Source organism: Fodinibacter luteus (genome assembly GCF_039541575.1).
In the GTDB taxonomy this organism is placed as follows: domain Bacteria; phylum Actinomycetota; class Actinomycetes; order Actinomycetales; family Dermatophilaceae; genus Fodinibacter; species Fodinibacter luteus.
The window spans coordinates 261,409-287,658 of record NZ_BAABGM010000013.1 but is presented as its reverse complement, the minus strand read 5'-3'; the positions used below and the strand labels follow the sequence as shown (position 1 = coordinate 287,658).

Sequence of the window (26,250 nt, the reverse complement as noted above, 5' to 3'; positions counted from 1 at the left end):
AGCGGGGCCGGTACGTGGTGTGGGACCTGACCGACGGGTCCTACGACCGGCACCTGGAACGCCTGCGAGCGCAGGCGGCCGCGCACGACCCGCCACCGTTGACCCCGCAGCGACTCGCCGAGCTCGTCGCCGCGATCACCGGCGACGACCCCGACGACCAGTCCTGGGCCGAGCACGAGCTGCACCTGTACGAGCACGGCGACGAACCACCCGAGGGCGAGGTCCCCGACGAGGTGTGGTTCCAGTACCTGGCCAGCCTCGACGGCGTCGCCTGATCCTCGCTGGCTCGACATTGCGATTGGTCGTTCGCCGGGCTGATGAAGCGATGCCGAGCCTGCCGTCCCTCTCGACCGACGTCGGCCTGGCAGTCGGGTCGGCTGGCGAGCCACGCGGCATCCGGCATGGGTGCAGACTGCGGTGGTGCAATCCCTCGCCGATGCCGTCCTCCCGCTGATCCGGAGCCGCAGCGACCTGCACAGGTGGTCCGCCGCCAACGCGCACGGGGCGCGGATGCACGAGGCCGTGGACCTCCTCGAGGCGGCGATGGACACAGCCGACCCGGCGACCGTGTGGACGGTGACGACCAAGGCGATCGCGTCCGCGACGACGGTCATCATGAGGGCCGACGACTCCAGCGGCCTCATGGGCGACGCCATCCGCCGCCTGCTGCTGCTGCACCCTCGGGCGGCTGAGCGCGCCCGGCCGCCTGCTGCACGGCTCGTCGACTGGATGATCCGGTTCCAGTTCGACGACGAGTGCGACTTCTTCACGATCGACCCGGTCGCGTACGCGGGCGCCCTCGGTGAGAGCGGCATGGCACGCTACCGGGCGCGCCTTGACGAGATCGCCGCCGGGCTGGGGCCGCACCCGCACCTGCGCCAGATCTACGCCTCACCCCACGCCCGGGCGTGGTACAGCCTGCAACACAACGCCCAGCGGCTGGCCGTCCTCGACCGCGATGCCGACGCCGTCATCCGCACCCATGCCCGCGACCAGCAGGTCGCCGCCTGGCTGGAGGACACGGCTCAGGCCCTCGAGGAGATCGGCGAGGTCGACCTGGCCATCGAGTGGGCGCGCCGGGCCGTGGACCTCGAGGGTGGCGGCTACCAGTCACTCCGGGCCGCCGAGACCTGGTGCCGCCTGCTCGGGGAGCATCGCCCCGACGACGTGCTTGCCGCCCGCACCCATGTCTTCGAGCGCTGGCCCTCCTCGAGCAGCGCCGCCCGGCTGCACCGGGCCGCGGGAGCGCAGTGGCCGCGCCACCGGGACGAGGTCATGGCTCGGCTTGCGGCCAGTCCACGGGATGCCGTGGAGTTCGTGCTCGGGACCCTGCACGACGTGCGCCTCGCTTGGGAGATCGCGATGGCGTCGGGCCTGCAGGACGCGGACACGTGGACGCGCCTCGTCAAGGAGTACGAGAAGGTCGACAAGCTGGCCGTGCTCCCCGTGCTCGGCGACCTCGTCCGCGCTGACCTCGAGGTGGCCGGCGCGGGCCACTACCGCACGGCGGCGCGACGCCTCGTTCGGATGCGGCGGATCGCGGCAGGCTCGGACCGGGAGGAGGAGGAGGTCGACGCCTTCGTGGCGGAGCTGCGCGAGGCCAACCGCCGCCGCCCACGGCTGCAGTCCGAGTTCGACCGGGCGGGCCTGCCGTGACGGCCACCACGCGCCTTGCCGCACCCCGATGACCCATACCCCTGCCCGTATGTGTGAAGGTGGGGGTGAGCACTGACCAGACCGACGCCCAGCCCACCCGAGGGGAACCCATGACCTACACCGTGACCACCACCGTCGACCGGCCGTTCGACGAGACCCTGGAGGCGGTGCGGGCAGCACTCGCCGACCAGGGCTTCGGCATCCTCACCGAGATCGACCTCGCCGCCACGCTGCGCGCCAAGATCGGCGCCGAGATCCCGCCCCAGGTCATCCTCGGCGCCTGCCGGCCCCCGCTGGCCCACGCCGCCGTGCAGGCCGAGGCGTCGATCGGCGTCCTGCTGCCGTGCAACGTCGTCGTCCGGGCGGGCGACGACGGCCGGACCGTCGTCGACGCGATGGACCCCGACGCCATGGTCACCGTCACCGGCAACGAGGCCCTCGCCGAGGTGGCCGCCGACGCCCGCACCCGGATCAGCGCCGCCCTCGCCTCGCTCGACAGCTGACGTCCGGCATCCACGCCCCGGGACCGGCGGCAGCCGGTCCCGCAGGAGGGGAGGGCAGCAGGTGCGGACGGCACCACGTGAGGACGGCACCAGTGAACACGGCAGCACGTGGGCACTGCAGCGGTGAGAACAGCAGCGGGTGAGGTCAGGACCCCGCGTCGCCACCGGCATCCGCGAGGCTGTTGACGCAGCACGGCGGCAGTTGGCCGTGGAGGAAGCGCAGGGCCGTCGCGGCCTTGTCGAGGAAGTAGAGCGAGGACTCGACGACGTGCAGGTGGGGGTGCCCCTCCCACACGCCGAGGATGCGGGCGTCGATCGCGCCGGCCGCCTCCGCGCTCTCGGTGCGCAGCGGGTTGTGGTGGTTGTACCCCTGGGTGGCCGACGGAGTCCGCAGGTGGATGACGGCCTCGTACCGCGCGAGCTCGCCGTTACGGGTCGTGCCCACACCGGACCAGAAGTCGGCGACGTCGCCCGGCCAGTAGGCGATGCCGTCGATGCTGCCCCGGTCGCAGATGACGACCGCCGACCGGTGCACCTCGGCGACCGCCTCGAGCTCGCGCTGGACGTGGTAGATCGCCCGCTGGGCGGCGCGGCGGCTGTCCCGGTCGTCCTCGCGGGGGAACCCTCCCGAGAAGAGCAGGCTCGCCGACTCAGGGAGCACCATGACGTGCTGGCACAGCGACTGCCGGACGAGCTCGAGGAACGCCGTCTTGCCGGCCCCCGGCCCGCCGGTGAGCACGACCCGCTTCTGCTCGTGCTCCGCCGTGCACGTGCACCTGGCCATGGCACTCCTCATGTCCGCTGGGGGTGGCCGCACCACGAAGCGTCCCACACCGCGGCACCTTGGCAGGCTGCTCCGGGAGGGATGCCGGGGGCGCACCTGGGGGCGCGTTCGGCACGCCCCGGGGGGTGGAGAAGAGAGAGGGGATGCCGGGGGCGCACCTGGGCGCGCGTTCGACACGCCCCGGGGGGTGGAGAAGACAGAGGGGATGCCGGGGGCGCGCGTGGCCGCGCACTCGGCCCCCTGCCCGGCAGCCGTGCTCGTCGGACATCCCCGTCCAGCCCCCTGCTCAGGACTCGATGAGCCCGGCCCGGTCACGCATCGCCCGCCGGCTTCGGCGGCCGGCCCCGCCGCGGCGGCGGGCCGGCCCCACGAGGTGCGCGACCGGCATCCGCGAGCGCCCGCCTCAGCACGAGCTCGACCTGGGCGTTGACCGAGCGCAGGTCGTCGGCGGCCCACCGGACCAGGGCGTCGTGCACCGCGGGGTCGAGCCGCAGCAGGACGGCCTTGCGCTCTCGCTCGGGCATGGCGGGCTCAGGTGTAGAGCGAGCCCGTGTTGACGACCGGCGTCACCCGCGAGTCGCTCGTGAGCACGACGAGGAGGTTGCTCACCATCGCCGCCTTGCGCTCCTCGTCGAGCGTGACGACGTCCTCGCTCTCGAGCCGGGTCAGCGCGTTCTGCACCATCGACACCGCGCCCTCGACGATCTTCTCGCGGGCGGCGATGATGGCCGACGCCTGCTGGCGCTGGAGCATCGCCTGGGCGATCTCGGGGGCGTAGGCGAGCGAGGAGATCCGGGTCTCGACGACCTCGAGGCCGGCGATCGCGATGCGCGCGGCGACCTCCTCGGCGAGCTCGTCGGCCACGGCGCCGGTCGACCCGCGCAGGGTCTCCTCGCCGAGCGCGGCGTTGTCGTAAGGGTGCGACCCCGCGACGTGCCGCAGCGCCGACTCGGACTGCACGGCGACGAAGGTGTCGTACTCCTCGACGGCGAACACCGACTTCGCGGTGTCGGCGACCTGCCAGACGACGATCGCGGCGATGTTGACGGGGTTGCCGTCCGCGTCGTTGACCTTGAGCTCGCTCGTCTCGAAGTTGCGGACCTTGACCGACACCTTCTTCTTCGTCGTGAACGGGACGGTCATGAGCAGCCCGGCCTTGCGGATCGTGCCGACGTAGCGGCCGAAGAACTGGATGACCTTGGTGTCGCCCGGGCTGATGACGGTGAGGCTCGAGAACAGCACGGCCGCCGCGGTGACGAGGACGGCGCCGCCGACGCCGGGGGCGACGGGCGAGCCGCTGCCCTCCTCGATGGCGACGCCCATCCGGGCGAGGAGCCAGGCGCCGACGCCGGCGAGCACCAGGGCGACGACGACGGCGAGGAGGCCGTCGACGTACCAGGCCTTGCGCTCGCGGACGTCGACGCGGGCTCCCTCGCGACCCACCGGGCGGCCGGCGGGGGTGCCGCCGACCGACTCCCCGTCCGTGTCGGTGCCGTGGGTGCGGTGGGGCTCGTCGGGGGTCGTGGGGGTGGTGGTCATGGCGGCTCCCTCCGCGAGATGAAATCTGATATCACATTGATATCACACCTCGGATGCCGTGGCGCGGCGGAGTGTGCCGCCTCACCGCTGCGTCGGGGTCGGGACGCCGGCGGCGGGTGTCCGAGCCAGCGCCTACCCTGTTCGCCATGACGGACGGCACGGGCGAGGGCACGGTGGTCGCGGGGGCCGGACCCGTCGACCGCGTGCGCCTCGAGGCGCTGCGCTACGCCGTCAACGACGAGGCGGTGCAGTACATCGGCATCATGCGCCTGTTCACCTCCGGTCTCACCGGCCTGCTGTCCGACCAGTCCGCGGCCGAGGTCAGGGCGCGCCTCGCCGAGACCGGTCTCGACGTGGACGAGGACACCGTGGAGGCGCGGCTGTCCTACCTCGTCGAGCACGGCAACCTGGCGCGCAGCCCCCGCGAGACGGAGGCGCGCAGCCTCGCCGACTACCTGCGCAACCGGGCTCGCTACCAGCTGAGCCAGCGGGGCGAGCTCGTGCACCGCCACGTCGAGGAGCTGCTCGGCCACTCCGATGCGGCTCGTGAGGTGAGCAGCGAGATGCTCGGCGGCATCCTCACCGGCCTGTCCCGGCTCGCCCGCTACGACACCGCGGGGATCGCCGACGCCGACCCTGATGAGCTGGCGCGCGAGATCGGGACCCTCTTCGCGCAGTTCGACCGCCTCGTGCACAGCACCCGCGAGTTCTACGCCTACCTCACCCAGGCCCTGACGCGCTACGACCTCGACCGTGGCGAGTACCAGGCCTTCAAGACCGCGCTCATCGACTACCTGCAGCGCTTCGTCGACGAGGTGCAGCGACACATGCCGCAGATCGCCGACCGGCTCGGCGAGGTCCACCCGCACGTCGTGGCCCTGTGCGAGCGCGCGAACGCCGGCCAGCGCCTGCTCGACCTCGACGGCCGGGTCGCCCGGCGTGCGCCGGGGCTCCAGCCGGAGGACTGGGTGAGCCTGCGCACCTGGTTCTCGGGTGAGCCCGGCCGGGCGAGCGACGCCGACGTCGTGCGCCAGCTCGCGACCGAGGCGATGCGCTCGCTCCTCACCAACCTCCGGCGGATCGCAACGAGTGCCGACCGGGAGCACGGCCGCTATGCGGACCTCGTGCGGCTCGCAGGCTGGTTCGACGCGTCGCCCGACGACGAGGCCCACGCCCTGTGGGCGGCGGCGTTCGGCCTGTACTCGTGTCGACACCTCGGGTTCCTCGCCGACGACCCCGAGCGCCCCGTGCCGCCGACGACCTCGTGGTGGACCGCCCCGTCCGCCGAGGTGCCGATGATGCTGCGTCGCACCGGCACCCGGCACGTCGTCGGGCGCACCTCGCGCACGGTCGACTACTCCGCCGCGAAGGCTGCCCGGCTGGCCGAGCGCGAGGCGGCCGAGCGACGCCGGCGCACCGCCCTCGACGAGCTCGACCGGCACCGTGGCCCGCTCGACCACGTCCGGCTCTCCGACGCTGCCCGCGACGAGCTGCTCGAGGTGTACGCCGGGTCCCTCGGCAGAGCTGCGGTCGAGGGTCCGGGCGGGACGCCCATCCCGCTCACCGGGTGCGTGCTCCTCGTGGAGCACACCCCCGGGGCGAACACGGTGCTCCTCGCGCCGTCCGGCCGGATGACCTTCGTCGACCGCAGGCTGTCTGTCGTGGCGGAGGCCGAGGCGGCGACGGCGAGAACGACAACGACAGCTCCGGCGACGGCTACGGCGACGGCCACGGCCACGGCCACGGCCACGGCCACGGCGACGGCACGGCATCCTGTCGCGCGAGGACCCGCCTCCTGGGAGGCGTCGTGAGCCGGGTGCCGGTCGAGCGGCCCCCGCTGGCCGAGGACCCCCACGACGTCGCCGAGCGGGTCGAGGCCGCGCGACACCTGCTTCGCCACCCGCTCGTGCCGGCGGACGAGCGACACGCCCGCATCCTGCGGCTGGTGCGCCGCCACCAGGGTGAGCTGACCCGAATGTTCGCCGACGGCGCCGGCTACCGCCTGCACGTCGACCCGAGTGGGGCGCGGCTGTTCAAGACCGGACTGGGCCGCGACGCGACCCGGCCGCTGCTCCGCCGGTCGGGCACGCCCTTCACGCCCCGCGCGTATGCCCTGTTCAGCCTGGTCCTGGCGGCCCTGACCCGTTCGCGCACCCAGCTGCTCGTCGACGAGCTCGTCGCCCAGGTGCGCTCGGCGGCGGTCGACGCAGGGGTCGACGTCGACCTCGACGGCATCGTCGACCGGAGGGCCCTGCACGCGGCCCTCCTCGCGCTCGTGGACCTCGGGGTGCTGCGCGAGCGCGACGGCGACCTCGAGCACTGGGTCGACAAGCGCACCCAGTCGCTCCTCGACGTGCGACGCGACCTGCTCGCGATCCTCGTCGCCACACCGTTGTCGTCCGCCCGCTCGCCCGACGAGCTGCTCGACCGGGCGAGCCTGCCGTCAGCCGTCGGCGGCGCGCGGGTCTCGGTGCGCCGTCGGCTGCTCGAGTCGCCGGTGCTCACGGTCACCGACCTCCCGGACGAGCACGCCGAGTGGTGGCGCCGCAACCGCAACCGCGAGAGCGAGTGGTTCCGCGACCGCTTCGGCCTCGTGCTCGAGCTGCGGGCCGAGGGTGCGATCGCCGTCGACCCCGCCGACGCGCTCACCGACGAGGAGTTCCCCGGTCGTGGCGGCACCCGGCACCTCGCGCTGCTCTGCCTCGAGGCCCTTGCCGACGACGCGCGCGACGGCTCCGCGCACGGTCAGGCGTGGCGCGGCATCCCCCTCGACCGCGCGGAGGAGCGGTGCCGGGCGGTGCTCGAGAAGTGGCGCGACGTGCTGCGCCGTGACCAGCGCGAGTCGCCGGCGCAGGCCGTCGACGAGGCCATCGCCGTCCTCGAGTCGATGGGCGTGGCACGGCGTGAGCGCGGTGCCGGCGGTGGGCGCGACCAGCACGGGCCTGACCAGCAGGCGGGGGTGGGCATCCTGTGGGTCCATGCGGCGTCCTCGCGCTACGCTCCGGCGCCGGCCATCGCAGAGCGGGCCGACAGCGGCGAGCTGTCGCTCTTCGCCACGGGTGGGGAGGACGACTGATGGGGGAGGACGAAATGATGGGCGAGGGCCGCTGATGAGCGAGGGGTCGCGGTTCCACCTGGCCCGGTGCGGGGTCCTCAACGTCTGGCAGTACGACCGGCAGGTGTTCGACCTGGCGGACGGCCGGCTGCTCCTGCGGGGGGCGAACGGCGCCGGCAAGTCCAAGACGATGGAGATGCTCCTGCCCTTCGCCATCGACGGCGACAAGGCCCGGCTCACCGCGTCGGGGCGGCACCACACGAGCCTGCTCTGGCTGCTGCTCGACGGCTACGACGGTCAGGCCCGCACGGGCTACGTGTGGGTGGAGTTCTCGCGCACCACCGACGACGGCGATCCCGAGACGGTCACCTGCGGGGTGGGGATGCGGGCCACCCAGTCGGCGCGCACCGCCACGGCGTGGTACTTCACGTCGAACCGCCGGGTGGGCCACGACCTGCACCTGGAGGACGACGCCGGCCCGCTGAGCCGTCAGCAGCTCGAGGCCGAGGTCACGCGAGACGGCACCGGCCAGGTCTTCGACCAGGCCGTGCGCTACCGCGAGCACGTCGGCCAGCTGCTCTTCGGCCTGCCCGGGGACCAGTACGACGACCTGCTCCGGCTCATCTACTGGCTGCGCCAGCCGCAGGTCGGCGAGGACATCGACCCGCAGCGACTCGCTGAGCAGCTCGTCAACGCCCTGCCGCAGGTCGACGATGCCGCCCTGCGCACCGCCGGCGACACCTTCGACGAGCTCGAGGCCTTCGGTGAGCAGATCGAGCGTCGCTCGCGGGCGGCCGAGGCGATCGGGCGGTTCGTCGAGACGTATGCCGGGTACAGCCGGTCGGTCGTGCGCGAACGCGGCACCGCCCTCGTCGAGGCCGACGGGCAGCTGCGCCGTCGCGTTGCGCAGGTGCGAAGCCTCGAGGGTGAGCTCGCCGAGGCGACCATGGAGCGGGACCGTGCCGAGGAGGACCGGCGCCGGTCCCGGAACCTCCAGGAGGAGGCCCAGGCCCGGATCGGGGCGCTGGAGAGCGGTCCCGAGGCCCGGGCCCGCGCGCGACTCGTCGAGATGGCGAAGACCGTGGAGGCCCTCGGTGGCGCCGCCCGGCGCGCCGAGCGCCACCACACGGAGGCGCTCTCGCGGGCGCGGCGGAGCGCCGACGGAGCCGACGCCGAGGCAGACGCCCTCGCCGACGCCATGGCGACCTTCGCGGACGGGGTGGGGGCGGCTGCCCGGGCGCTCGACGACGTGATGGCCCCGGCCGAGGCCGGGGTCCCCGGTCAGGGTGCGGCACTGCTGGGCGTGGCTGCCTTGGCTCGCGCCCGCGACGGGCTCCGCTGGCCCGACGAGGACGCCGCGCTCGACCTCGACCCGGGCCTGTCCGCCGGTCGTGAGTGGTTGGGCGCGGCCTCCACGGCGGTGACGCGGCGCCAGGCAGCCGTCACCGTCGTCAGGGGAGCGCTGGATGCGGCGGCGCTGGCGCGGCGCGAGGCCGACGACGCCACGGCGCGCGAGACCGAGGCGCAGGAACGGGCCGACGCGGGACGTGACCTGCTCGAGGCCGCCCGAGGGTCGACCGGAGCGGCGGAGCAGGCATTCGTCACCGCGCTCGATGCCTGGCTGGTGGCCGCACCCGCCGTGACGGCGTTCGACGTTCCCGACCTCGATCCCGCCGGGCTGCGCGCCCTCGAGGGACTGGCCCGGGCATCGGTCGCGGACGAGGTCGAGCAGCAGACGGCGGCGGCCGGCCGGGCCGAGACCGACGGCGAGGTGGCCGTCGCCCGCCGGGAGGCGCTGCTCGCCGAGCGCGCACGGGTTGAGTCGGAGGTCGACCCACTGCCCCCGGCGCCGCCCTGGCGGCGCGACGCACGGCAGCACCGGGCGGGGGCGCCCTTCTGGCGGCTCGTCGACGTCGCCGACGACCTCTCGCCGGACGAGCGGGCCGGCCTCGAGGCCGCCCTCGAGGGAGCCGGCCTCCTCGACGCGTGGGTCGACCCCGAGGGTCGCGTCGACGGGCACCGGCTGGATGTCGGCCTCGACGCGGCCCTCGAGGAGGGCGACCGCAGTGGCGCTGCCTCGCATACCGGAGGTGGCGCCACGCTCGCCCTGCACCTCCGGGTGGACTCGTCCGCCGACGACCCGGGCGTGCCGCCGACGGTCGTGCAGGCGGTGCTCGACCGGGTCGCGGTCGTCGTCGACGGCGTCGCCCCGGACGGCCCCGGCCTGGCGGTCGGCACCGACGGGTCCTGGCGGGCCGGGCCGCTGCGCGGTCGGACGACCAAGGAGACCGCCCAGTACCTCGGGGCGGGGGCCCGGGTCGCGGAGCGCCGGCGGCGGCTCGCCCTGCTCGACGCGCAGGTCGCCGAGGCGCAGGCCCAGCTCGAGGACGCGAGCCGTCGCGCGGTGGAGGCCCGCGACCGGCTCCGGCGGATCACCGCCTGGCTGGGGTCCCGTCCCCCGCACGACGCGGTGCTGTCAGCGTGGGCCACGCTCGAGGAGCGCGAGACCGCGCTCGAACGTCTCGAGGCCGAGCTGCGAGAGCTCGCAGCACGGGCCCGCGAACGGCGCGCCACGGCATCCGCTCGGCACGCCGAGCTCGTCACGGCCGGCGACACCCACGGCCTGCCCGTGACGGCCGACGCGCTGCGAGCCCGCGAGGAGGCGCTGCGCGCCCTCGTCGCACGCCTCACCGAGCACCTGCGCAGCATCCCCGAGCTCGAGCGAGCGCTGGCCCGGTGGACGGTGCAGGCAGGCCTCGCGCGCGACGAGCAGGCCGCAACGGCGGCGGCCGCCACCGAGCTGGAGGCGGCGGAGGGCGCGTGGCGGGCCCGACAGCAGGAGCACCAGACGCTCGTCGAGGCCGAGGGTGCCTCGGTGGCCGAGCTCGAGGCGCGGCTCTCGGCGCTCCGGCACGGGGTCGAGGAGCACCGGGGGCGAGTCGAGGAGCTGTCGAGGCTCCATGACGCGCTGCTCGCTCGCGTCGGCGGGCTCGAGGCGACGGTGGCGGGGGCCCGCGAGCGGGTCGACCTTGCTCATCCACAGGTCGAGGAGGCGCGTATGCGCCTCGCCGCGCTCGACGACCTCGCCGGCTTCGTGCTCGCCGCCTTCGGCGGCACCACGATCGAGCATGGCCCCTCGGTCGAGGAACCGACCTCCGGCAGCGGTGGCCGTGACCCGGCATCAGATGAAACGACGGATGCCGGCACCGGCGGCTCACCGGCCCCGGGCGGCCAGCGCCACCTCGGCACGATGCCGGTCGCCGCGGTGCGCCGGCTCGTGGCCGCACTCCCCGGCGTCACCACCCCCGAACGGTCACGCAACGCCGTGCTCCAGTCGGTGGCCGCGCTGCTGGCCGGGGACGCAGCCGTCCACGAGCCGCGCCTGAATGAGGACGGTGGCGTGCTCGTCGCGATCGGGCGTGACGAGACGGGCGACCTGCCCGTCGTCGAGCTGCACCAGCGGCTCGCTGCGGGGGTGGCGAGCGACCGCGAGCTGCTCACGGCCCGCGAGCGCAAGCTCTTCGAGGACCACGTGCTCGGGCAGCTCGGCGACGCCCTGCGCAGCGTGCGGCGCAAGGCCGACGAGCTGGTGCACGCGATGAACGAGCAGCTGCGTGACGTGACGACCTCGCAGGGCATCCGGGTGCGTCTGCGCTGGCGGCTGCGCGACGACATCGCGCCCGAGGCACGCCGGGCCGTCGAGCTGCTCCGCCAGCCGCCCGGCGCGCTCCTCCCCGGCGAGCGCACCGAGCTGCGCGAGAGCCTGCACCGGCTCATCGAGGTGTCGCGCGCCGAGGCTCCGGAGGAGTCGTATGCCGTGCACCTGGCCCGGGCGCTGGACTACCGCCGCTGGAACGCCTTCACGGTGCAGTACCACCGGCCGGAGGCGGGGGAGTGGCGAGACCTGCACCGGCGGACCGCGCTGTCGCAGGGTGAGCAGAAGGTGCTCTGCTACCTGCCCCTGTTCGCCGCCGCCGCGGCCCACTTCACGTCGGTGGCCGGGGCGGCTCCGTACGCACCTCGGTTCGTTCTCCTCGACGACGCCTTCCCCAAGATCGACGTGCGCACCCACCCGCTCCTCTTCGGGTTGCTCGTCGACCTCGACCTCGACTTCGTCATCACGAGCGAGCGACTGTGGGGCACCCACGCGACGGTGCCGAGGTTGGCGATCTACGAGGCGTTGCGCAGCCCCGGTGACCGGGGCATCGCCCAGTACGAGCACCGCTGGGACGGCCAGCAGCTCGTGGCGGTCGGCGCCTGACCGTGGGCGACGCAACCGGGGCCCTGCCGCAGTGGTGGTGCGTCCCCGCCCTGCACCGGACCTGGGCGAGGGTCGCGGAACGCCTCGAGCGCAACGGGCTCCGCGCGGAGGGTCGCGTGGTGGTCGACGGCCTCGACCGTGTGGAGCGGAGCGCGGTCACTGACCTCCTCGGTCGTTCCGTGACCGGTCCACGGGCCGTCATCGACCTGAGGGAGCTCGACGCGCGCCTGCGCAGCCGGGCGTCGCTCGGTCTCGTCGAGGCGGCCGAGGCCGTGACCGGCCGCGAGCTCCAGGACCGTCCAGCGCGCTCGGCCCGGGACCAGGCCCGGCGCCTTGCCCCGGTGGAGGCGGCCTCGGGGTGGCTGGCGGAGCACCCCGGGATCGCCTGGCCGTGGGTGGACGAGTGGCTCGAGGGCCTCCGCCGCGACCGGCTCCTCGGACGCGACCACGACCCGGAGACGTTGGTCACCACCGCCTTGGCGGTGCTGTACGCCCGGCGCGAGGCCTTGGCCGCGAGCGTCGCCCGAGGCGCCGGGATGGGGCCGGCGCCGGCATCCGCAGTGGCGCCGGAGCGTCCTGTGTCGCGCACCGACCTGGCCGCGCGCCTGTGCCATGACGCCCACGGGCTCGACGACGACCGTCGGCTCTCGTCCGTGGTGCTGCGGGCCGTGGCTCTCGCCCTCGGTGCCCCACCGCCCGTCGATGCCCGCACCCGTCGCGACCTGTGGGCGGCCGTCGGGGTGCTGACCGACTCGGTGTCGGCGACGTGCCTCGTGTGGGGACTCCGCTTGGACGAGCCCGGCGCGTCCGGGGTGCCCGAGCCATCATCCGGGATCCTCGGCCCGGCATCCGGGGTGCTCGGCCCCGCATCCGGGGTGCTGCGCCGGGCGCCCGTGCACCTCACCTGGTGGCACCTGCGTGCCGGTCTGCGGGTCGAGCCGGCGAGCCGGGTGCTGGTGTGCGAGAACCCTCGGGTACTCGAGGCCGTGGCCCAGGCGGAGCTGCCCGGGCTCGGCGTCGTGTGCACCAGCGGACGACCGAACCTCACGACCCAGGAGGTGCTCGTCGGGCTCGCATCGACCGGTGCCCCCCTGCTCTACCACGGTGACTTCGACTGGCCGGGCATCGCCATGGCCAACGACGCCGTGGCCCGCTTCGGTGCGCGGCCCTTCCGGATGTCCAGCGCCGACTACGAGCGCGCGCCGGCGTCGCTGCCGCTCAAGGGTGCCCACGTCGATCCCGCCTGGGACCGCGAGCTGGGCGCCGCCATGCGCCGCCGCGGGCTCGCCGTCCACGAGGAAGGGGTGCTCGACGACCTGCTGGCCTCGTTGGGCGCGGCCGACGGGTCGGTCAGTCGGTGACGGGCACCGGCCGCGCTCGGGTGCGTCGCGCCGTCGAGGTCCTCACGGATGCCGCACGCCACAGCGGGAGCGGCGTCCCTCACGACAGGGTGGCCTCGTGCGCGTCCGCCTCCCGCTCTCCGCCACGGCGAAGGGCCCGCACGACACTCCGTGAGGGCCCTTCGGCGTTCTCGCGGGCTACGGGACGTCGACCCGAACGATCGTCGGGTTCGGCATCCCGGCCGCGCCGCCGTAGGCGACCGACCCGAGGTACCTCGTCCCGGCATCCAGCCCGGAGAACGACAGCGAGACGGTGCCGCTCTGGCCCGTCGTCGCGGTGGCCGGAGCACTCACCGTCATGTTTCCGGCATCCGCCGTGCCGAGGAGCCAGGTGTGGAGCTTGAACGGCGAGCTGCCGACCACGCCCCAGCCCTGGACGACGACGGTGTAGGTGGCCGCCGCGGGGTTGAGGAGGTTGACCTCCTCGGCCGAGGTGCCCGTCCCGCTGGACCCGACGAGCGTGGTTCCGTTGAACACGCAGAGGTCGAGGTCGGCGCCAGCAGTGACGTCCGCGTCGAAGAGCGAGAACCGAGCGTAGGAGGTGCCGGATGCAACGGTGACCGGGATCTGCTGCGCGTTCGGCGAGGACAGCGAGCATGCGCTGTCGGTCGGGTCGTCCGACACGGTGCGGGCCGTGACCGCGGCCGGGACGAGGCCCCGCGGCGTCGCGCTGAAGGCGCCGTCGTAGCCGAACGTCACCGGGTAGCTCGTGCCGCTCACCTCGGCTGGAGCCGCGAGGGCGACCGGGCGGGCGAGGACGGGGATCCGCACGACGTGTCCGTCGCCACCGTCCTCCTCGGTCCACGTCAGCTGGCCACCGGTGTACGCGTTGAGGGCCGCGGTCGTCCGGGTCAGGGCGACCGTGAAGGACCCGCTCGCACCCGGAGCCAGCGTCAGCGAGGTCGGGCTGACCTCAGCCGCGAAGCCGGACAGGCCCGTCAACGACGCCGTGTACGTCGCCGTGTCGTCCCCGACGTTGGTCACGGTGCGCTCCACGGTCTGCGTGCCGGCGAGGGCGCCGATCGCGATCGAGGGGCTGTTGTAGTCGCTCGGGTCGGTCGGGGTCACCCCGGCGCAGCCGCCACCGGGCTGCGCTCCGCACAGGAAGGCCAGCCAGTCGTCCCAGTCGGCGTCGAAGACGAGGCCGGGATCGGCCGCGCTGTTCGGCCGGACGTGCCCTGCGCCCTGGCGGAAGATGAGGACCGGGTTGGTGTTCGGCGCGGGTGTCCCGCCGTCGAGCACGTCGGACCCCGTCGTCATGAGGGCCGACTTGATCGCCATGGGGGACCACGTCGGGTGGAGGTCCTTCATGAGGGCCCCCAGACCGGCCACGTGCGGGCTCGACATCGACGTCCCGCTGTAGAGGTCGAACAGCCGACCGGCGTTGCCGGGAGGCGCCACGCCCGCGAGGACGTCCTGCCCGGGGGCGATGAGGTCCGGCTTGAGCACGTCACCGGCCCCGGCCAGCAGCGGCCCGCGGGAGGAGAACGTCGCCGTGAACGGCGCCGGTGCGTCGTACACGATCTTCGATGCGTTGATGGTCGCCGTGGCTCCCGCGGTCGCGGCGTAGGCCTTGACGGCGGCGCGGTCGGTGTCCCGCAGGTGCACCGTGGGCACGACGTGCAGGTCGGCGTTGATCGAGTTCGCGCTCGGGTTGACGAGGACCATCCCGACGCCGCCGGCCTCCTGCACCGCGAAGCTCTTGTTCGTACGGTCGGTGACCCCCCGGTCGCAGACGACGATCTTCCCGGCGACCTTCGCGGGGTCGAGAGGGGTGCTCCCGTCGCGCGAGGAGTAGCACAGGCGGAGCTCGTCAGCATTGGCGCCGGCCTTCCCGGCGGCCACTGCGTCGATGAGCGGAGCCGGGCCGACGGGCGTGGCGGTGGAGGCACCGTCGTAGGTGGTTCCGTTGCCCAGGCCGACCGAGCCCTGGCCGTCACGGTTGTGCGTCCCCGCGGCGACCGTCGTCAGCCAGGGGCCGGGGTGCGCGACCGTCGAGGCCGTCGGCCCGTTGTTGCCGGCCGAGGCCGCGACGAAGATGCCTGCGTCGGCCGCGAACAGGAAGGCCACCTCGACCGGGTCGCGGAAGTTGGTCCGCGAGCCGCTGACCGAGAAGTTGATGACGTCGACACCGTCGGCGACGGCCTGGTCGATCGCGGCGACGCTGTCCGAGTTGAAGCACGAGCCGCCCGCGTCGGTCTCCCAGCAGACCTTGTAGGCCGCGACCCGGGCGCGAGGCGCGATGCCGGTCACCGTGCCGAACACGGATGCCGGGCCGGTCGCCGCGACGCCGTGGTTGCCTGCGGCGGTCGTCGCGGTGTGCGTGCCGTGGCCGCCGTAGTCGCGGGGGGAGTTGAACTCGTAGGGCAGCTGTGCGTCGATCCCCGCGTTGCCGCCCCAGCCCGCGTTGTAGAAGCGGGCTCCGATGAGCTTCTGGTTGCAGTTGCTCGCGACGAACTGCTCGCCCGGCACGCAGCGGCCGTTCCAGCCCGGGATCTGCTGGTACACGCGCTTGCCCGCCGCGTCGCGGTCGGAGACGCTCGGGTGCTCGGGCCAGATGCCGCCGTCGATGACGCCGACGATGACGCCCTCACCGGGCCCGTCGGCGGACTTCGACGAGGTCTTCTCGCCGCCGAGCTGGTCCCAGAGCCCTCCGTCCGCCCTGAGCCCGAGGAAGTCGGGCGTCGACGACGTGTCGAGGGTGCGCTTCTCGTCGGCCGTCACGGCGAGCACGCCGTCGACGGTGGACATCGTGGCTGCCGCCTTCGCGGAGAGCTCGGCGGCGAAGCCGCTGAAGGAGTACGTGTAGCCGTACAGCTTCTTGCCACCACCGGCGGCGCGCAGCACGGCATCCTGACGCTTCGTGAGGTAGTCCGCGTAGGCGACCACGTCGGCGGACCGGGGGTCGATCTTCTCGCCCTTGGCCGGCCTGGTGGCCTTGAGCCCCTTGACGCCGCCGCGGTACGCGACCACCGGGGCGTCGGCCAGCTGGACGATGTACGTGCCTGCCTTCGCCGCCTTCGGTGTCTTCCCCGTCGGGTTCTCCGGTGCCGTCACCTCGGCCGCCTTCGGGCTGGGATCGGGCGTCAGGCCTGGGTCGGCGATCGCTCCCGGGCTGAACGCGGCAACCGTCGCGATGGTGACCATGGCCAGGCCGAGCTGGGCTCGCCGGCGGCGGGGACTGTTCATCAGGTCTCCTCAGGGGTAGGAGCCGCGGTGCCATGCCGCAGTGTGCGCACCGTAGCGCCGCCACGGTGGGCGCGCCACCGAAACGGGGTTCCCTGACCCCGGTGCGGCCGCTCGCGCGCGCCCCGAACCTCACCCCCCGCGGAGCGGGGCTGTCGAAGGTTGGGTCAAGGTTGCGAATGTCGCCGCCGGTCAGCCTAGGTTGGTCCCGTGACAGACCAGGACGCCCCGCCGTCGACCACCGCCCGTACGGTCCTCGTCACCGGTGCCACCGGCTACATCGGCAGCCGGCTCATCCCGCGCCTGCTGCGCGACGGGCACACCGTGCGGGCCGCGGTGACCGACCTCGACAAGGTCCGGGGACGCTGGTGGGCCGACCGCGTCGAGCTCGTGCGGATGGACGTCCTCGACGCGGCCACGGTCGAGGAGGCGGTCGATGGCGTCGACGCCGTCTACTACCTCATCCACGGCATGGGCGGCGCCGACTTCGCCCTGAAGGACCGCGCGTCGGCCGAGAACATGGCGTGGGCCGTGGCTGCCGCGGGCGTCGGGACCGTCGTCTACCTGAGCGGCCTCGTCCCCGACGTGCCGGAGGAGCAGCTGTCCGAGCACATCACCTCTCGCCTCGAGGTCGAGCGCATCCTCAGCGGTGCGAGCTCGGGCACGCGCACGCTCACCCTGCGGGCGGCGATCGTGTCGGGCTCGGGCTCGACGAGCTTCGAGATCGTCCGGCAGATCAGCGAGCGGATGCCGGTGCAGGCGGTCCCCGGGTGGATGGACAGCCGGGTGCAGCCCATCGCGGTCGTCGACGTCGTCGAGGCGCTCGCCGGCGCGCTCCACGCGGAGTCGGAGTCGCGCTCGTACGACGTGGGCGGTCCGGAGCGGATGCCCTACACCACCCTCCTCGACCGCTACGCCGAGGCCGCCGGCCTGAGCCGGCCCCAGGTGAGCGTTCCCGGGCTGCCGACCGACCTCGTCGGGGTGCTCGCCGGCGCGATCACCGACGTTCCGGCCTCGACCGTCGAGGCGCTCGTCGAGAGCCTGCACCACGACATGGTCTGCCACGACGTCGACTGGACGTACGACCTGCTCCCGGAGGACTACTCCCTCGTCGGCGTCGACGAGTCGTTCCGCCGCGCGCTCGCCCTCCCCGACGAGAGCGTGCCGGTCGAGGAGCGCGACCCGCTCGGGCCGATGCCGGGCGACCCGGTGTGGGCCGGCGGGCAGGGTGGCGGGCTGGCCTCGGCGGTGGCCGGGGCGCGCGCCGTGGTCACCGGGCTGACGGGAAGGCTGCGCACCTCGCCCCGCTAGGCTCGCGCCATGCTCTTCATCGCAATCATCCTGTTCGGCATGCTCGTCGGGGCAGCGGCCCAGCTGATCCTCGGCCGAGGCGGGTCGGGCATCAACTGGCCCCTGGCCTTCGGCACCGGCATCGCCGGGTCCTTCGTCGGGGGCCTGCTCGCCAGCCTCCTCGCGGGCGACGGCCTCGAGCTGCGGGCGAGCGGCATCATCGGGTCCATCGTCGGCGCCATCATCGTCACCCTCGCGTGGGACTGGCTGCAGGGCCGCAGCGGCGACAAGACCGCCTGAGCGGCCCACGGGCGCTCGTCGCCACGGCCCTCGTCGCGACGACGGGTGCCGTGCTCGCTGCCTGCTCCGGCGGGGCGACGCCCGGCCTGGAGCCCGCGGGCCCCCGTCCCAGCGGCACCTCGGTGCTCGTCACGTCGGGCGTCCGCTACGCCGCCGCCCCGCCCGGGTGGTCCGACCCGACCTTCGACCTCTACCTCCCCGCGGATGCCGGGCAGCCGCCGGTCGCGGTCATCGTCCCCGACGCCGCGACGGGTGCGACGGCGGGTGGTCGCGGGGCGGACGACGTCGCCCTCGCCCGCGACCTCGCCGCCCGCGGGGTCGCGACCGCGGTCGTGCACTGGGGGGTCGAGAGCGCGGAGCTGCGCGCGGTCGTCGGACGGCCTGCGGAGGACGTCGTCGAGCAGACGGCCAGGACGACCGCCGAGGTCTCGTGCGCCGTGGCGGTCGCGGCGGCCCGGACCGGGCCGCGCGTCGGCACGCCCGCCCGGCCGCTGGTCGTCGTCGGGCACGGCACCGGCGCGAACGCCGCTGCGACGGCCGTGCTCCTGGGGGCACCGCCCTTCCCCTCGTGCTTCGAGCCCGGCGCCACCCCGCGCCCGATCGCGGCGGTGCTCTGGGACGGTGACTGGCTCGGCGCGGTGGCGGAGGACGCGCTCGGCGACGGGGCGGCATCCTTCCTCACCGCCTACAGCCCGTGGCCCTCGGTCGACGCCCTCCCGCGACGGGTGCACGTCGAGCTCGGGGTCAACGCGAACCGGCTCGTCGGGCAGGCAGTCGAGGTGGGGCCGACGAGCAGCTACCTCACGACCCGGGACCCCGGTGGCACGCTCACCGACGACCTCGCGCGTGCGGGGGCCTTCGACGACGGGGCCCTCGACCCGGTCGACGTGACCCGGGCCTTCGCCGTCGGGCTGCGCGACGCCGGGCTGCTCGGCCGCGAGCAGGAGGTGCACGGCGAGGCCGACCCGGAGACGATGGGCCCGAGGGTGCGCGCGCTCGTCGCGCAGAGCGTCGTCGAGCTGACCCGTCCGTGACGGGGCACCGGGGGGCTGTCGTAGCCCGGTCACCGTCCGTCGCCTGGCGGCTCGTCGCGCCCGTGCGCGCCCTCATGCGCGCTGGGGCGCTCGTGCCGGCCCGTCGCGCGCTCGGCCGAGCCGGGGCTCGTGCGCTGGGGCGCTCGTGCGCGCTCGAGGCTCGTGCCTGCTCGTGCCGGCTCACCCCGCTGGGTCAGCGCGGGTCGCCGTCGACGCGCCGGGAGGCGATGTGCTCGCCGTCCCCCTCCTCGGGCTCCTCGAGGTCCGGCTCGTCCGGCAGCCCGGTGTCCGTGGTCGCGGCGGCGCCGGCCGTCGGCAGGGGAAGCGTGGCGTCGACCTGCGCCGAACGTGCGGCGCGCGCGGCCTTGACCCCCGCCGCGATCGAGTGCCACACGTGCTCCGGGCCGAGCGCGTCGAGGAAGCCGGACCTCGTGAGCACGTCGCGCACGTTCCCGAACACCCGCACGAGATAGAGGTCGATGCCGTCCGCCCGCAGCCGGGTGAGCAGCTGGTCGAGGCGCTCGGCCGTCGTCGTGTCCATCTGGTTCGTCGCCTCGAGGTCGAGGACGACCGAGTGCAGCGGGTTGCGCCCGCGCGCCGTCGCCTCGATCCGGGTGACGACCGAGCTGGCGTTGGCCCAGAACAGCGGTCCGTCCGGGCGGAGCACGGCGACCCCGTGGTACGTGCGGCGGGACGGGTCGTTGCCGACCGACCCCCACGCCGCCTTCTCGCCCGCGACCCGGCCCATCTCGTCGATCTGGACCTGCATCGAGCGGTAGACGAGGCCGAGCAGCGACTGGGCGACGGCGAGGAGCAGCCCGTTGAGGGGGCCGAGGACGAGCACGCCGAGGAAGGCCACGACGGCGGCGAGGAAGTCGTTGCGTCGCACCGTCGCGTACCGCCGGAACTCCGACACGCTGACCAGGCCCCAGACCGCGTGGATGACGATGGCGGACAGCACCGCTCGGGGGAGGTTCGCGAGCAGGCCGGCCGCGAACGCGACGAAGAGGAGCACGATGACCGCCGCCGCGACACCGCTGATCTGCGTGTACGCACCGGCCCGGGCGTTGGCGGCGGTCTTCGACAGCGACCCGCCGACCCCCATGCCCCCGAAGATCCCGGAGGCGAGGTTGGCGGCCCCGTGCCCGACGAACTCCTGGTTGTCGCTGTCTGGGGCCACGCCCCCCGGGGGTGCGAACGTGCGCACGGCGGCGAGGCCCTCGGCGATGCCGACGGCCGCGATCGCGAGCCCGCCGGTGACGATGCCGCTCCACAGCCCGACGTCGACGAGTGGGATCGAGGGAAGGGGCAGGCCGGTCGGCACCGACCCGACGACGTGCACACCCCGGGCTGCCAGGTCCGTCGCGGTGGACAGGACGATGCCGGCGACGAGAACGAGGAGCGACCACGGCACCTTCGGCGCCAGGCGCGAGCCGCCGAACAGGACGACGAGGGCCCCGACGCCGATGCCGAGCGTGAGCGCGTGGAAGTCGTTGAGGCCCTGCACGGTCTCGGCGATGCGCTCGAAGATGCCGCCCACCGGTGCACTGATCCCCGCGAGGGCCGGGATCTCACCGACGACGATGAGCACGACGAGCCCCGCGACGAACCCGGTGACGATCGGCTCGCTGAGGAACTGCGCGACCCAGCCGAGGCGCAGGAGGCCCACCGCGACGAGCACGACCCCTGCGGTGACGGCGAGGACCGCGGTGAGCTGCACCGCGAGCTGGGGGTCCCCGCCCGAGAGGGCCCGCACGATCGACCCCGAGAGCACGGAGACGGTCGACACCGGCCCGACGAAGAGCAGCCGGGACGACCCGAAGAGGGCGTACGCGAGGAGCGCCGGCGGGAGGGTGTAGAGCCCGACCTGCACCGGCACGCCGGCGACGACGGCGTACCCGAGGGACTGGGGGACGGCGAGGGCTGCGACGAGCAGCCCGGCGAGTGTGTCGGCGGGCAGGTGCCGCCCGGTGTAGTGGCGCAGCAGCCGGAGCCCGATGGGAAGGCCCGGCCTGGCGAGGTGCACGGGGCCAGTCTGCCCCCGACCCGCCCCGAGCGGCAGGTGTGCGTTCCGGGCCGGTGGACGGCGCGAGGTGAGGGGGGCGGATGCCGAGTGCCACGGCATCCTGTCGGTGGTCGGAAGGGCGGGTGTGACGTCGATCCGGTTCCACTGTGGGAGAGGCGGTCTGTCACTAGGGTGGGCGTGGAGCCACGGCTCCTTCCGTGGCTCGACACCGTCGAGAGCCGAGGGACCATGCACCGCACGTACGTCGTCACGGGGAGCGCGTCAGGGATCGGGAGGGCGACGGTCGAGCTGCTGCGGCGCCAGGGCGCCAAGGTCATCGGGGTCGACCTGCGGTCCGCCGACGTCGCTGCCGACCTGTCGACGCCGCAGGGGCGGGCCGACGCGGTCGACGGCATCCTCATCGAGGCCGGCCGCCGGCTCGACGCTGTCATCGCGAACGCCGGGCTGTCGGTGCCCTCGGCGCGGACCGTGGCCGTGAACTACTTCGGTGCGGTCGAGCTGCTCGAGGCGCTGCGACCGGCGCTCGCGGCGGGACGGCATCCCCGTGCGGTCGTGACGTCGTCGATGGCCACGCTGATGCCGGTGCACGACGACCTCGTCGAGGCCTGCCTCGCGGGCGACGAGGACGCGGCGCTCGGCATCGCCCGCGGGCTCGAGGCGGGGGAGGCCCAGGGGGCGATCTACCCGTCGAGCAAGCGCGCCCTGTCGCGGTGGGTGCGGCGCCAGGCCCCGACCCAGCGATGGGCGGGGTGCGGCATCCCGCTCAACGCGGTGGCCCCCGGCATCGTCGACACCCCCATGGTGGCCGACCTGTTCGCGACGCCGGAGTCGGCTGCCGCCGTCGACGAGATGGTCCCGATGCCGCTGGGTGGGCACATGGCGGCCGAGGACGCGGCGCGGCTGCTCGTGTGGATGGCGTCCGAGGAGAACACCCACGTGTGCGGGCAGACGATCTATGTCGACGGCGGGTCGGATGCCGTGCTGCGTGGCGATGACGTGTGGTCGTGGCACGACCCCGTGTCGACGGCCGGGTGATGGTGGGGCTGGTGGGCTGGTGGCGTCCGCTGCCGGCGGTGCCGACGGTGCCGGCTCGGTGAGCAGGCCTGTGGACAACTCGACTGGCGGATTGCCTCGTAGCAGTTAGCGTTTCCGTGCGAGCCGACGAGGGGCGGCCGGGAAGGGATGCATGGGACGACGAACAATGCCGCGTGACGAGGCGCCGGGAGTGCGGTTCGCCGTGGCGTCCGCGCTGGTGGGTGCCCTGGCCCTGGCCGGGTGCCAGTCACCCGAGGAGCCGCCGTCGGCTGCGAGCCCGACGCTGTCCGCGACGAGCGCGTCCCCCAGCCCGACCGCGACGCCCTCGCCGTCGGCGAGCGAGGCGGACGGCGTCCCGGCGGCAGCGAGGGAGAAGACCGAAGAAGGAGCCGAAGCGTTCGTCCGCCACTTCATGGTCGAAGCTTCGAAGGCATGGACGGTGCCGGACCCTGCATTAATCGAGCGCCACGCCACGGACAAGTGTGGGGCGTGCGCGGACCTCGCGTCTGTTGCCCGGGACCTGGAGGCGGACGGTCATCGGTACGACACGGATCCAATTTCTCTTGAGGAACTGACTCTTCTGCGCGAAAGCAGCGACGGGTACGCCTTCGACGCTCAACTTCTGGAGAATGAAGTAGATGTCGTCACGCTCTCAGGCACTGTCGTGGAGTCCTTCCCCGAGCGGGCCATCACTCGTGCCATTGCAGTCAAGTGGGAGGAAGGGCGATGGCGCCTGGACGGTATTGGCGAGTAGGCGTGCTCGCGATTGCGCTCGTCTTCGTGTTTCCCTTTTTCGGTTGGGGAGCCGAGGGGCCCCGGGGCCCTTGGGGTGAAACGGGCAAGGGCGATGGCGTTCGCATCAATGTCTTGGCTGACGACCTGGCCGCACTGAAGCAAGAGTGGCAGCTGAGCCAGCTTTCCGACCAGGGCCCATGGTCTGAGTACGGTGCGACATCCGTGTGTGGCCAGAGACTGCCGGGCTCTCCGAGCGACGACGTCCTCTGTGGACGGTCCTTCATCGCCTGTTCCGAGGACAACCCACAAATCGGACCCGGCCCGGCGATGGATGTACACAAGCGAATGGTCGATCGCCAAGGGAGCCCGGTGTCTGGTGCCGACGGTCAGTGGGTGACGATCGGCACTACGTGTCTGCCAAGCATGGTGCCTGGCGTCGGACCACAACTCACCCTTGCCATGATCCGTGAAGCCTTCCACGACACCGACTTCACGCTCCCAGTCGTCAACATCCAGCCCGAGGGCGACGTCACCCTCGTCAACCTCCCGACGTACTTCGAGGTGCGCTTCCCCGAGGCGGGGTTCGGCCCCGACGAGGTCGACACCCCGGATCCGGCCCGACTGCTCGGCTACCGCATCGAGGTCCGGCCCCGTCTCAAGTCCGTCACGTACCACCTCGGCGAGAGGACGGTCGGACCGACGACCTCGCTCGGTGGCCCACATCCGACGGGGGACGTCACCGCCACCTACACCCGACCGGGAACCCACGAGGTGCGCGCGGACATCGTGTACACCGGGCAGTTCCGGGTCGGCGGCAGCGACTGGTTCGACATCCCCGGTGAGGTCGACCTCGAAGGCACCCCGGTCACCCTCACGGTCCGCGAGGCGAAGGCCCGCCTCTACACGAACTGAGGACGCGCTCGCCCCGACCAGGTGCGCCGATCCGAGCTGACGGGCGCCCGTCCTGACGGCCCGAGCCGTCCACAGCCGGCCCGCTCCGGCCCCGGCATCCACAGGCTCGCGCCACGTGGTGCTGCTGCCGCGATCCTGTCGGTGCAGGCCTCTAGGGTCGTGCAACGAGCAGCCGTCCTGGAGGAGGAGTCGATGGAGGTCACCCGAGCACTCGCCGTCGGGCGCGGGCTCCTGCGCGAGCACGGCCTCGACGACTGGACCATCGTGGCCGACCGCGCCAAGACCCGAGCCGGTGTGTGCCGGTTCGGTCGTCGGCAGATCGGTCTCTCCGCGCCGATCACCCTGCTCCACAGCGAGGCCGAGGTCCTCGACACGATCCTCCACGAGATCGCCCATGCGCTCGTCGGCCCCGTCCACGGCCACGACGCGGTCTGGCGGGCCAAGGCACTCGAGATCGGGTGCAGCGGGGAGCGGTGCGTCCCGGCCGGCTCGCCGCGGGTCCCGGGCCACTGGGTCGGGCGGTGCCCCGCCGGGCACGAGCGCTTCCGCCATCGGGCACCGACCCGGCTGATGTCGTGCGGGGTGTGCTCGCGCCGTTTCGACGCCCGCCACCTGTTCAGCTGGACGTACAAGGGTCGTCCAGCTGCGCTTCCCCCGACCTACGCCGCGCAGCTCGCGGCTCTCGCCGCGACGCGCCGCCCGGGGGAGGGCGGCCGGCCGACCCCCCGGGTCGGCGACCTCGTCGAGGTGACGACCGGTCCGTGGCAGGCCCGGGCCGGGGAGGTCGAGCTCGTCGGCACGGTCCGGTGCCAGGTCCGGATCGGCGACGACCTCGTGAGCCTGCCGCTCGACTCGGTCCGGGTGGTTCCCGCCGCGGCGGCGAGGCAGGCGCGAACGGCCTTTTGAATGGCGCCGCCCCCGATGCTCCCGCCGCGTGGCCCTCCGACCGTCGTGCCGACGCGGGTGAGGACGCTCACGCCGAGGGTGGCTCGGGGCACGGCACGGTGACGGGGAGAATGGGGGGATGAGCGAACACGTCATGCACGTCGAGCCGTCGAGCCGGGACTTCGAGCGTCCCGTCGCGAGCGGGGATGGCTTCAAGGAGTGGCGCCAGCCGACGCAGGACCTCGAGCGCGCGTTCGTCCTCGCCGGTGGGGGAGCGACCGGCATCGCCTGGGAGGCCGGGGTCATCATGGGCCTGCGCGACGGCGGGGTGGACGTCCGCGACGCCGACACGATGATCGGCACCTCCGCCGGGTCGATGGTCGCGGCGCACCTGCGGGTCGGCACCGACGAGGCCGACGCGTTCGCGCGGATCCGCGAGGGGGCCCAGATCGCCGACTTCGGCCGCCTCGGCCCGTCCGACGCGACCCGGTACCTGCGCGCCCAGCTGCACCTCGACAAGCGTCAGGGCCGTGCCCTCGTCGGCCAGGCCGCCCTCACCGCACGGACGACGACCGAGGAGGAGTGGCTCGAGGCGATCGGGCTCGGCCTCGTCGGCAAGGCCTGGCCCGAGAAGCGCCTGTTCGTCACGGCGGTCGACGCCCAGACGGGCACCTCGGTCGTCTTCGACAACACGAGCGGTGTCCCGCTCGAGCGCGCCGTCGCCGCGAGCTGCGCGGTCCCCGGGGTGTTCCCTGCCGTCGAGGTCGGCGGACGGCGCTACGTCGACGGCGGCCTGCGGAGCATCGCCAACGCCGACCTCGCGGCCGGCCACCGGCGCGTGCTCGCCCTGTCCCCGTACCCCGTCGGGTCGCACGTGCGCGACCTGCCCCCGGTCCAGCTGCGCTCGCTGCGCCCACGGGCGAAGACCCACCTCGTCGTCCCGGACGCGAAGGACCTGTGGGCGATGGGCGCCAACCCCCTCGACATGAGCCGCGGCGCGGACACGTTCGAGACCGCCCGGGCCCACGGCAGGCGCATCGCCGACCGCGTCGGCGAGGTCTGGACCGGCTGACCGCAGGGTTCGCGTGGGTGGGGTGTATCACCTGCCGCGTCAGCGCCTCTACACAGTCGGGACCACCGCTGGGTGGCCCCGTCGATCCGGAGGAACCCATGGCCACGCTCGACGTCCTGCCGCTCATCAAGCTTCCGTCGTCCTGGCCGCTTCCGGTCGTCGCGACGCTGTGCATGGCCGCCCTCGCCGGGCTCGACCTGCTCGGGGCCATCGCCGCCAAGGAGTGGGCGGAGCGCAACAACACGGTCGCCCTGGTGCTCGGGGCGCTGTCCTTCGTCGTGCTGTTCTGGGTCTACGCGTCCGCGCTCCAGTACGCCGAGCTCGCCGTCGTCACGATGGGCTGGATCGTCCTGCTCCAGGTGGGCATCGTCCTCGTCGACCGGATCCACTTCGACAACGCACTGCCTGCCGACAAGATCGCGGCCGTCGTCGTCATCCTCGCCGCCCAGGGGTACCTCCTGCTCGCCCCGAGCGGTGGCACGCCAGCCTGATCCGGCCCCACCAACCGCCCGAGGGGACGCTCCCTCGACAGGGGTGGCACGGCATCCAACCCTCATCGCTAGGCTCACCAGCGAGG

20 protein-coding genes and 1 pseudogene are annotated in these 26,250 nt (G+C 73.7%); 16 read left to right on the top strand and 5 right to left on the bottom strand.

Translation table 11 applies throughout. The features are described from left to right. The 3 genes and pseudogenes from ABD899_RS11000 to ABD899_RS10990 all read left to right on the top strand — a co-directional run. A pseudogene (locus ABD899_RS11000) lies at window positions 1-275 on the top strand (hypothetical protein); the annotation flags it as partial. 145 nt (window positions 276-420) lie between these two features. Further along, window positions 421-1,656: a hypothetical protein gene (locus ABD899_RS10995; protein WP_345205732.1), complete on the top strand. Its 1,236-nt coding sequence runs from the start codon at window positions 421-423 to the stop codon at window positions 1,654-1,656. 110 nt (window positions 1,657-1,766) lie between these two features. After that, window positions 1,767-2,159, top strand: coding sequence for a DUF302 domain-containing protein (locus tag ABD899_RS10990; RefSeq protein WP_345205730.1), 393 nt, complete (start codon window positions 1,767-1,769; stop codon window positions 2,157-2,159). A 145-nt stretch (window positions 2,160-2,304) separates the two neighbouring features. Here the strand turns inward: ABD899_RS10990 and ABD899_RS10985 are convergent, their stop codons facing one another. From ABD899_RS10985 to ABD899_RS10975, 3 genes are all read right to left on the bottom strand, one after another. Continuing rightward, window positions 2,305-2,943: an ATP/GTP-binding protein gene (locus ABD899_RS10985; protein ID WP_345205728.1), complete on the bottom strand. Its 639-nt coding sequence runs from the start codon at window positions 2,941-2,943 to the stop codon at window positions 2,305-2,307. Window positions 2,944-3,254: 311 nt separating this feature from the next. After that, window positions 3,255-3,467, bottom strand: a complete 213-nt coding sequence (locus tag ABD899_RS10980; protein WP_345205726.1) for a type II toxin-antitoxin system antitoxin — start codon at window positions 3,465-3,467, stop codon at window positions 3,255-3,257. A gap of 7 nt (window positions 3,468-3,474) precedes the next feature. Next, window positions 3,475-4,482 carry an SPFH domain-containing protein gene (locus ABD899_RS10975; RefSeq protein WP_345205723.1) on the bottom strand — a complete coding sequence of 336 codons (1,008 nt, stop codon included), beginning with the start codon at window positions 4,480-4,482 and terminating at the stop codon, window positions 3,475-3,477. A gap of 146 nt (window positions 4,483-4,628) precedes the next feature. On the opposite strand from ABD899_RS10975, the gene ABD899_RS10970 reads away from it, so the two are divergent. From ABD899_RS10970 to ABD899_RS10955, 4 genes are read left to right on the top strand one after another with little or no spacing between them, the layout of a single operon-like run. After that, window positions 4,629-6,293: a TIGR02677 family protein gene (locus ABD899_RS10970; protein ID WP_345205721.1), complete on the top strand. Its 1,665-nt coding sequence runs from the start codon at window positions 4,629-4,631 to the stop codon at window positions 6,291-6,293. Further along, entirely contained in the window at window positions 6,290-7,558 is a 1,269-nt protein-coding gene (locus ABD899_RS10965) for a TIGR02678 family protein (protein ID WP_345205719.1), read from the top strand. Before ABD899_RS10970 ends, ABD899_RS10965 begins: the two co-directional genes overlap by 4 nt. 34 nt (window positions 7,559-7,592) lie before the next feature. Next, window positions 7,593-11,798: a TIGR02680 family protein gene (locus tag ABD899_RS10960; RefSeq protein ID WP_345205716.1), complete on the top strand. Its 4,206-nt coding sequence runs from the start codon at window positions 7,593-7,595 to the stop codon at window positions 11,796-11,798. Window positions 11,799-11,800: 2 nt separating this feature from the next. Beyond that, complete coding sequence (locus ABD899_RS10955; RefSeq protein ID WP_345205713.1) at window positions 11,801-13,159, top strand: TIGR02679 domain-containing protein; 1,359 nt, start codon at window positions 11,801-11,803, stop codon at window positions 13,157-13,159. Window positions 13,160-13,336: 177 nt separating this feature from the next. Here ABD899_RS10955 and ABD899_RS10950 read toward each other — a convergent pair whose 3' ends face one another. Continuing rightward, complete coding sequence (locus ABD899_RS10950) at window positions 13,337-16,387, bottom strand: S8 family serine peptidase (protein ID WP_345205711.1); 3,051 nt, start codon at window positions 16,385-16,387, stop codon at window positions 13,337-13,339. A 207-nt stretch (window positions 16,388-16,594) separates the two neighbouring features. Here ABD899_RS10950 and ABD899_RS10945 point away from each other — a divergent pair, with 207 nt between their 5' ends. The 3 genes from ABD899_RS10945 to ABD899_RS10935 are packed head-to-tail and all read left to right on the top strand — an operon-like array spanning window position 16,595 to window position 19,008. Next, the gene (locus ABD899_RS10945) at window positions 16,595-17,695 is read left to right on the top strand and encodes an NAD(P)H-binding protein (protein WP_345205709.1); all 1,101 of its coding nucleotides are present in this window, start codon (window positions 16,595-16,597) and stop codon (window positions 17,693-17,695) included. A 9-nt stretch (window positions 17,696-17,704) separates the two neighbouring features. Continuing rightward, entirely contained in the window at window positions 17,705-17,974 is a 270-nt protein-coding gene (locus ABD899_RS10940; protein ID WP_345205707.1) for a GlsB/YeaQ/YmgE family stress response membrane protein, read from the top strand. Continuing rightward, window positions 17,932-19,008, top strand: a complete 1,077-nt coding sequence (locus ABD899_RS10935; protein WP_345205705.1) for a hypothetical protein — start codon at window positions 17,932-17,934, stop codon at window positions 19,006-19,008. The genes ABD899_RS10940 and ABD899_RS10935 overlap by 43 nt, the downstream gene beginning before the upstream one ends. A gap of 193 nt (window positions 19,009-19,201) precedes the next feature. Here the strand turns inward: ABD899_RS10935 and ABD899_RS10930 are convergent, their stop codons facing one another. After that, window positions 19,202-21,034 carry a SulP family inorganic anion transporter gene (locus ABD899_RS10930; RefSeq protein ID WP_345205703.1) on the bottom strand — a complete coding sequence of 611 codons (1,833 nt, stop codon included), beginning with the start codon at window positions 21,032-21,034 and terminating at the stop codon, window positions 19,202-19,204. 177 nt (window positions 21,035-21,211) lie between these two features. On the opposite strand from ABD899_RS10930, the gene ABD899_RS10925 reads away from it, so the two are divergent. The 6 genes from ABD899_RS10925 (at window position 21,212) to ABD899_RS10900 (ending at window position 26,164) form a co-directional block, all read left to right on the top strand. Continuing rightward, window positions 21,212-22,069, top strand: a complete 858-nt coding sequence (locus ABD899_RS10925) for an SDR family oxidoreductase (RefSeq protein ID WP_345205701.1) — start codon at window positions 21,212-21,214, stop codon at window positions 22,067-22,069. Between the two features lie 190 nt (window positions 22,070-22,259). Continuing rightward, a complete protein-coding gene (locus ABD899_RS10920) occupies window positions 22,260-22,823 on the top strand; it encodes a DUF6318 family protein (protein WP_345205699.1) in 564 nt (187 codons plus the stop codon). Between the two features lie 440 nt (window positions 22,824-23,263). Beyond that, window positions 23,264-23,716, top strand: coding sequence for a hypothetical protein (locus ABD899_RS10915; RefSeq protein ID WP_345205697.1), 453 nt, complete (start codon window positions 23,264-23,266; stop codon window positions 23,714-23,716). Between the two features lie 192 nt (window positions 23,717-23,908). Further along, complete coding sequence (locus ABD899_RS10910) at window positions 23,909-24,622, top strand: SprT-like domain-containing protein (protein ID WP_345205694.1); 714 nt, start codon at window positions 23,909-23,911, stop codon at window positions 24,620-24,622. A 118-nt stretch (window positions 24,623-24,740) separates the two neighbouring features. Continuing rightward, window positions 24,741-25,673 (top strand): patatin-like phospholipase family protein, encoded by a 933-nt coding sequence (locus tag ABD899_RS10905; RefSeq protein ID WP_345205692.1) that lies wholly within the window; start codon window positions 24,741-24,743, stop codon window positions 25,671-25,673. 98 nt (window positions 25,674-25,771) lie between these two features. Next, a complete protein-coding gene (locus tag ABD899_RS10900; RefSeq protein WP_345205688.1) occupies window positions 25,772-26,164 on the top strand; it encodes a hypothetical protein in 393 nt (130 codons plus the stop codon). The last annotated feature ends 86 nt before the right edge of the window (window positions 26,165-26,250 follow it).

Bases quoted from the DNA above. Each gene is read 5' to 3' on its own strand.
- ABD899_RS10975 (WP_345205723.1), bottom strand. From the start codon at position 4,482: ATGACCACCACCCCCACGACCCCCGACGAGCCCCACCGCACCCACGGC.
- ABD899_RS10950 (WP_345205711.1), bottom strand. From the start codon at position 16,387: ATGAACAGTCCCCGCCGCCGGCGAGCCCAGCTCGGCCTGGCCATGGTC.
- ABD899_RS10990 (WP_345205730.1), top strand. From the start codon at position 1,767: ATGACCTACACCGTGACCACCACCGTCGACCGGCCGTTCGACGAGACC.
- ABD899_RS10940 (WP_345205707.1), top strand. From the start codon at position 17,705: ATGCTCTTCATCGCAATCATCCTGTTCGGCATGCTCGTCGGGGCAGCG.
- ABD899_RS10900 (WP_345205688.1), top strand. From the start codon at position 25,772: ATGGCCACGCTCGACGTCCTGCCGCTCATCAAGCTTCCGTCGTCCTGG.
- ABD899_RS10960 (WP_345205716.1), top strand. From the start codon at position 7,593: ATGAGCGAGGGGTCGCGGTTCCACCTGGCCCGGTGCGGGGTCCTCAAC.
- ABD899_RS10980 (WP_345205726.1), bottom strand. From the start codon at position 3,467: ATGCCCGAGCGAGAGCGCAAGGCCGTCCTGCTGCGGCTCGACCCCGCG.
- ABD899_RS10970 (WP_345205721.1), top strand. From the start codon at position 4,629: ATGACGGACGGCACGGGCGAGGGCACGGTGGTCGCGGGGGCCGGACCC.
- ABD899_RS10985 (WP_345205728.1), bottom strand. From the start codon at position 2,943: ATGGCCAGGTGCACGTGCACGGCGGAGCACGAGCAGAAGCGGGTCGTG.
- ABD899_RS10915 (WP_345205697.1), top strand. From the start codon at position 23,264: ATGATCCGTGAAGCCTTCCACGACACCGACTTCACGCTCCCAGTCGTC.
- ABD899_RS10905 (WP_345205692.1), top strand. From the start codon at position 24,741: ATGAGCGAACACGTCATGCACGTCGAGCCGTCGAGCCGGGACTTCGAG.
- ABD899_RS10910 (WP_345205694.1), top strand. From the start codon at position 23,909: ATGGAGGTCACCCGAGCACTCGCCGTCGGGCGCGGGCTCCTGCGCGAG.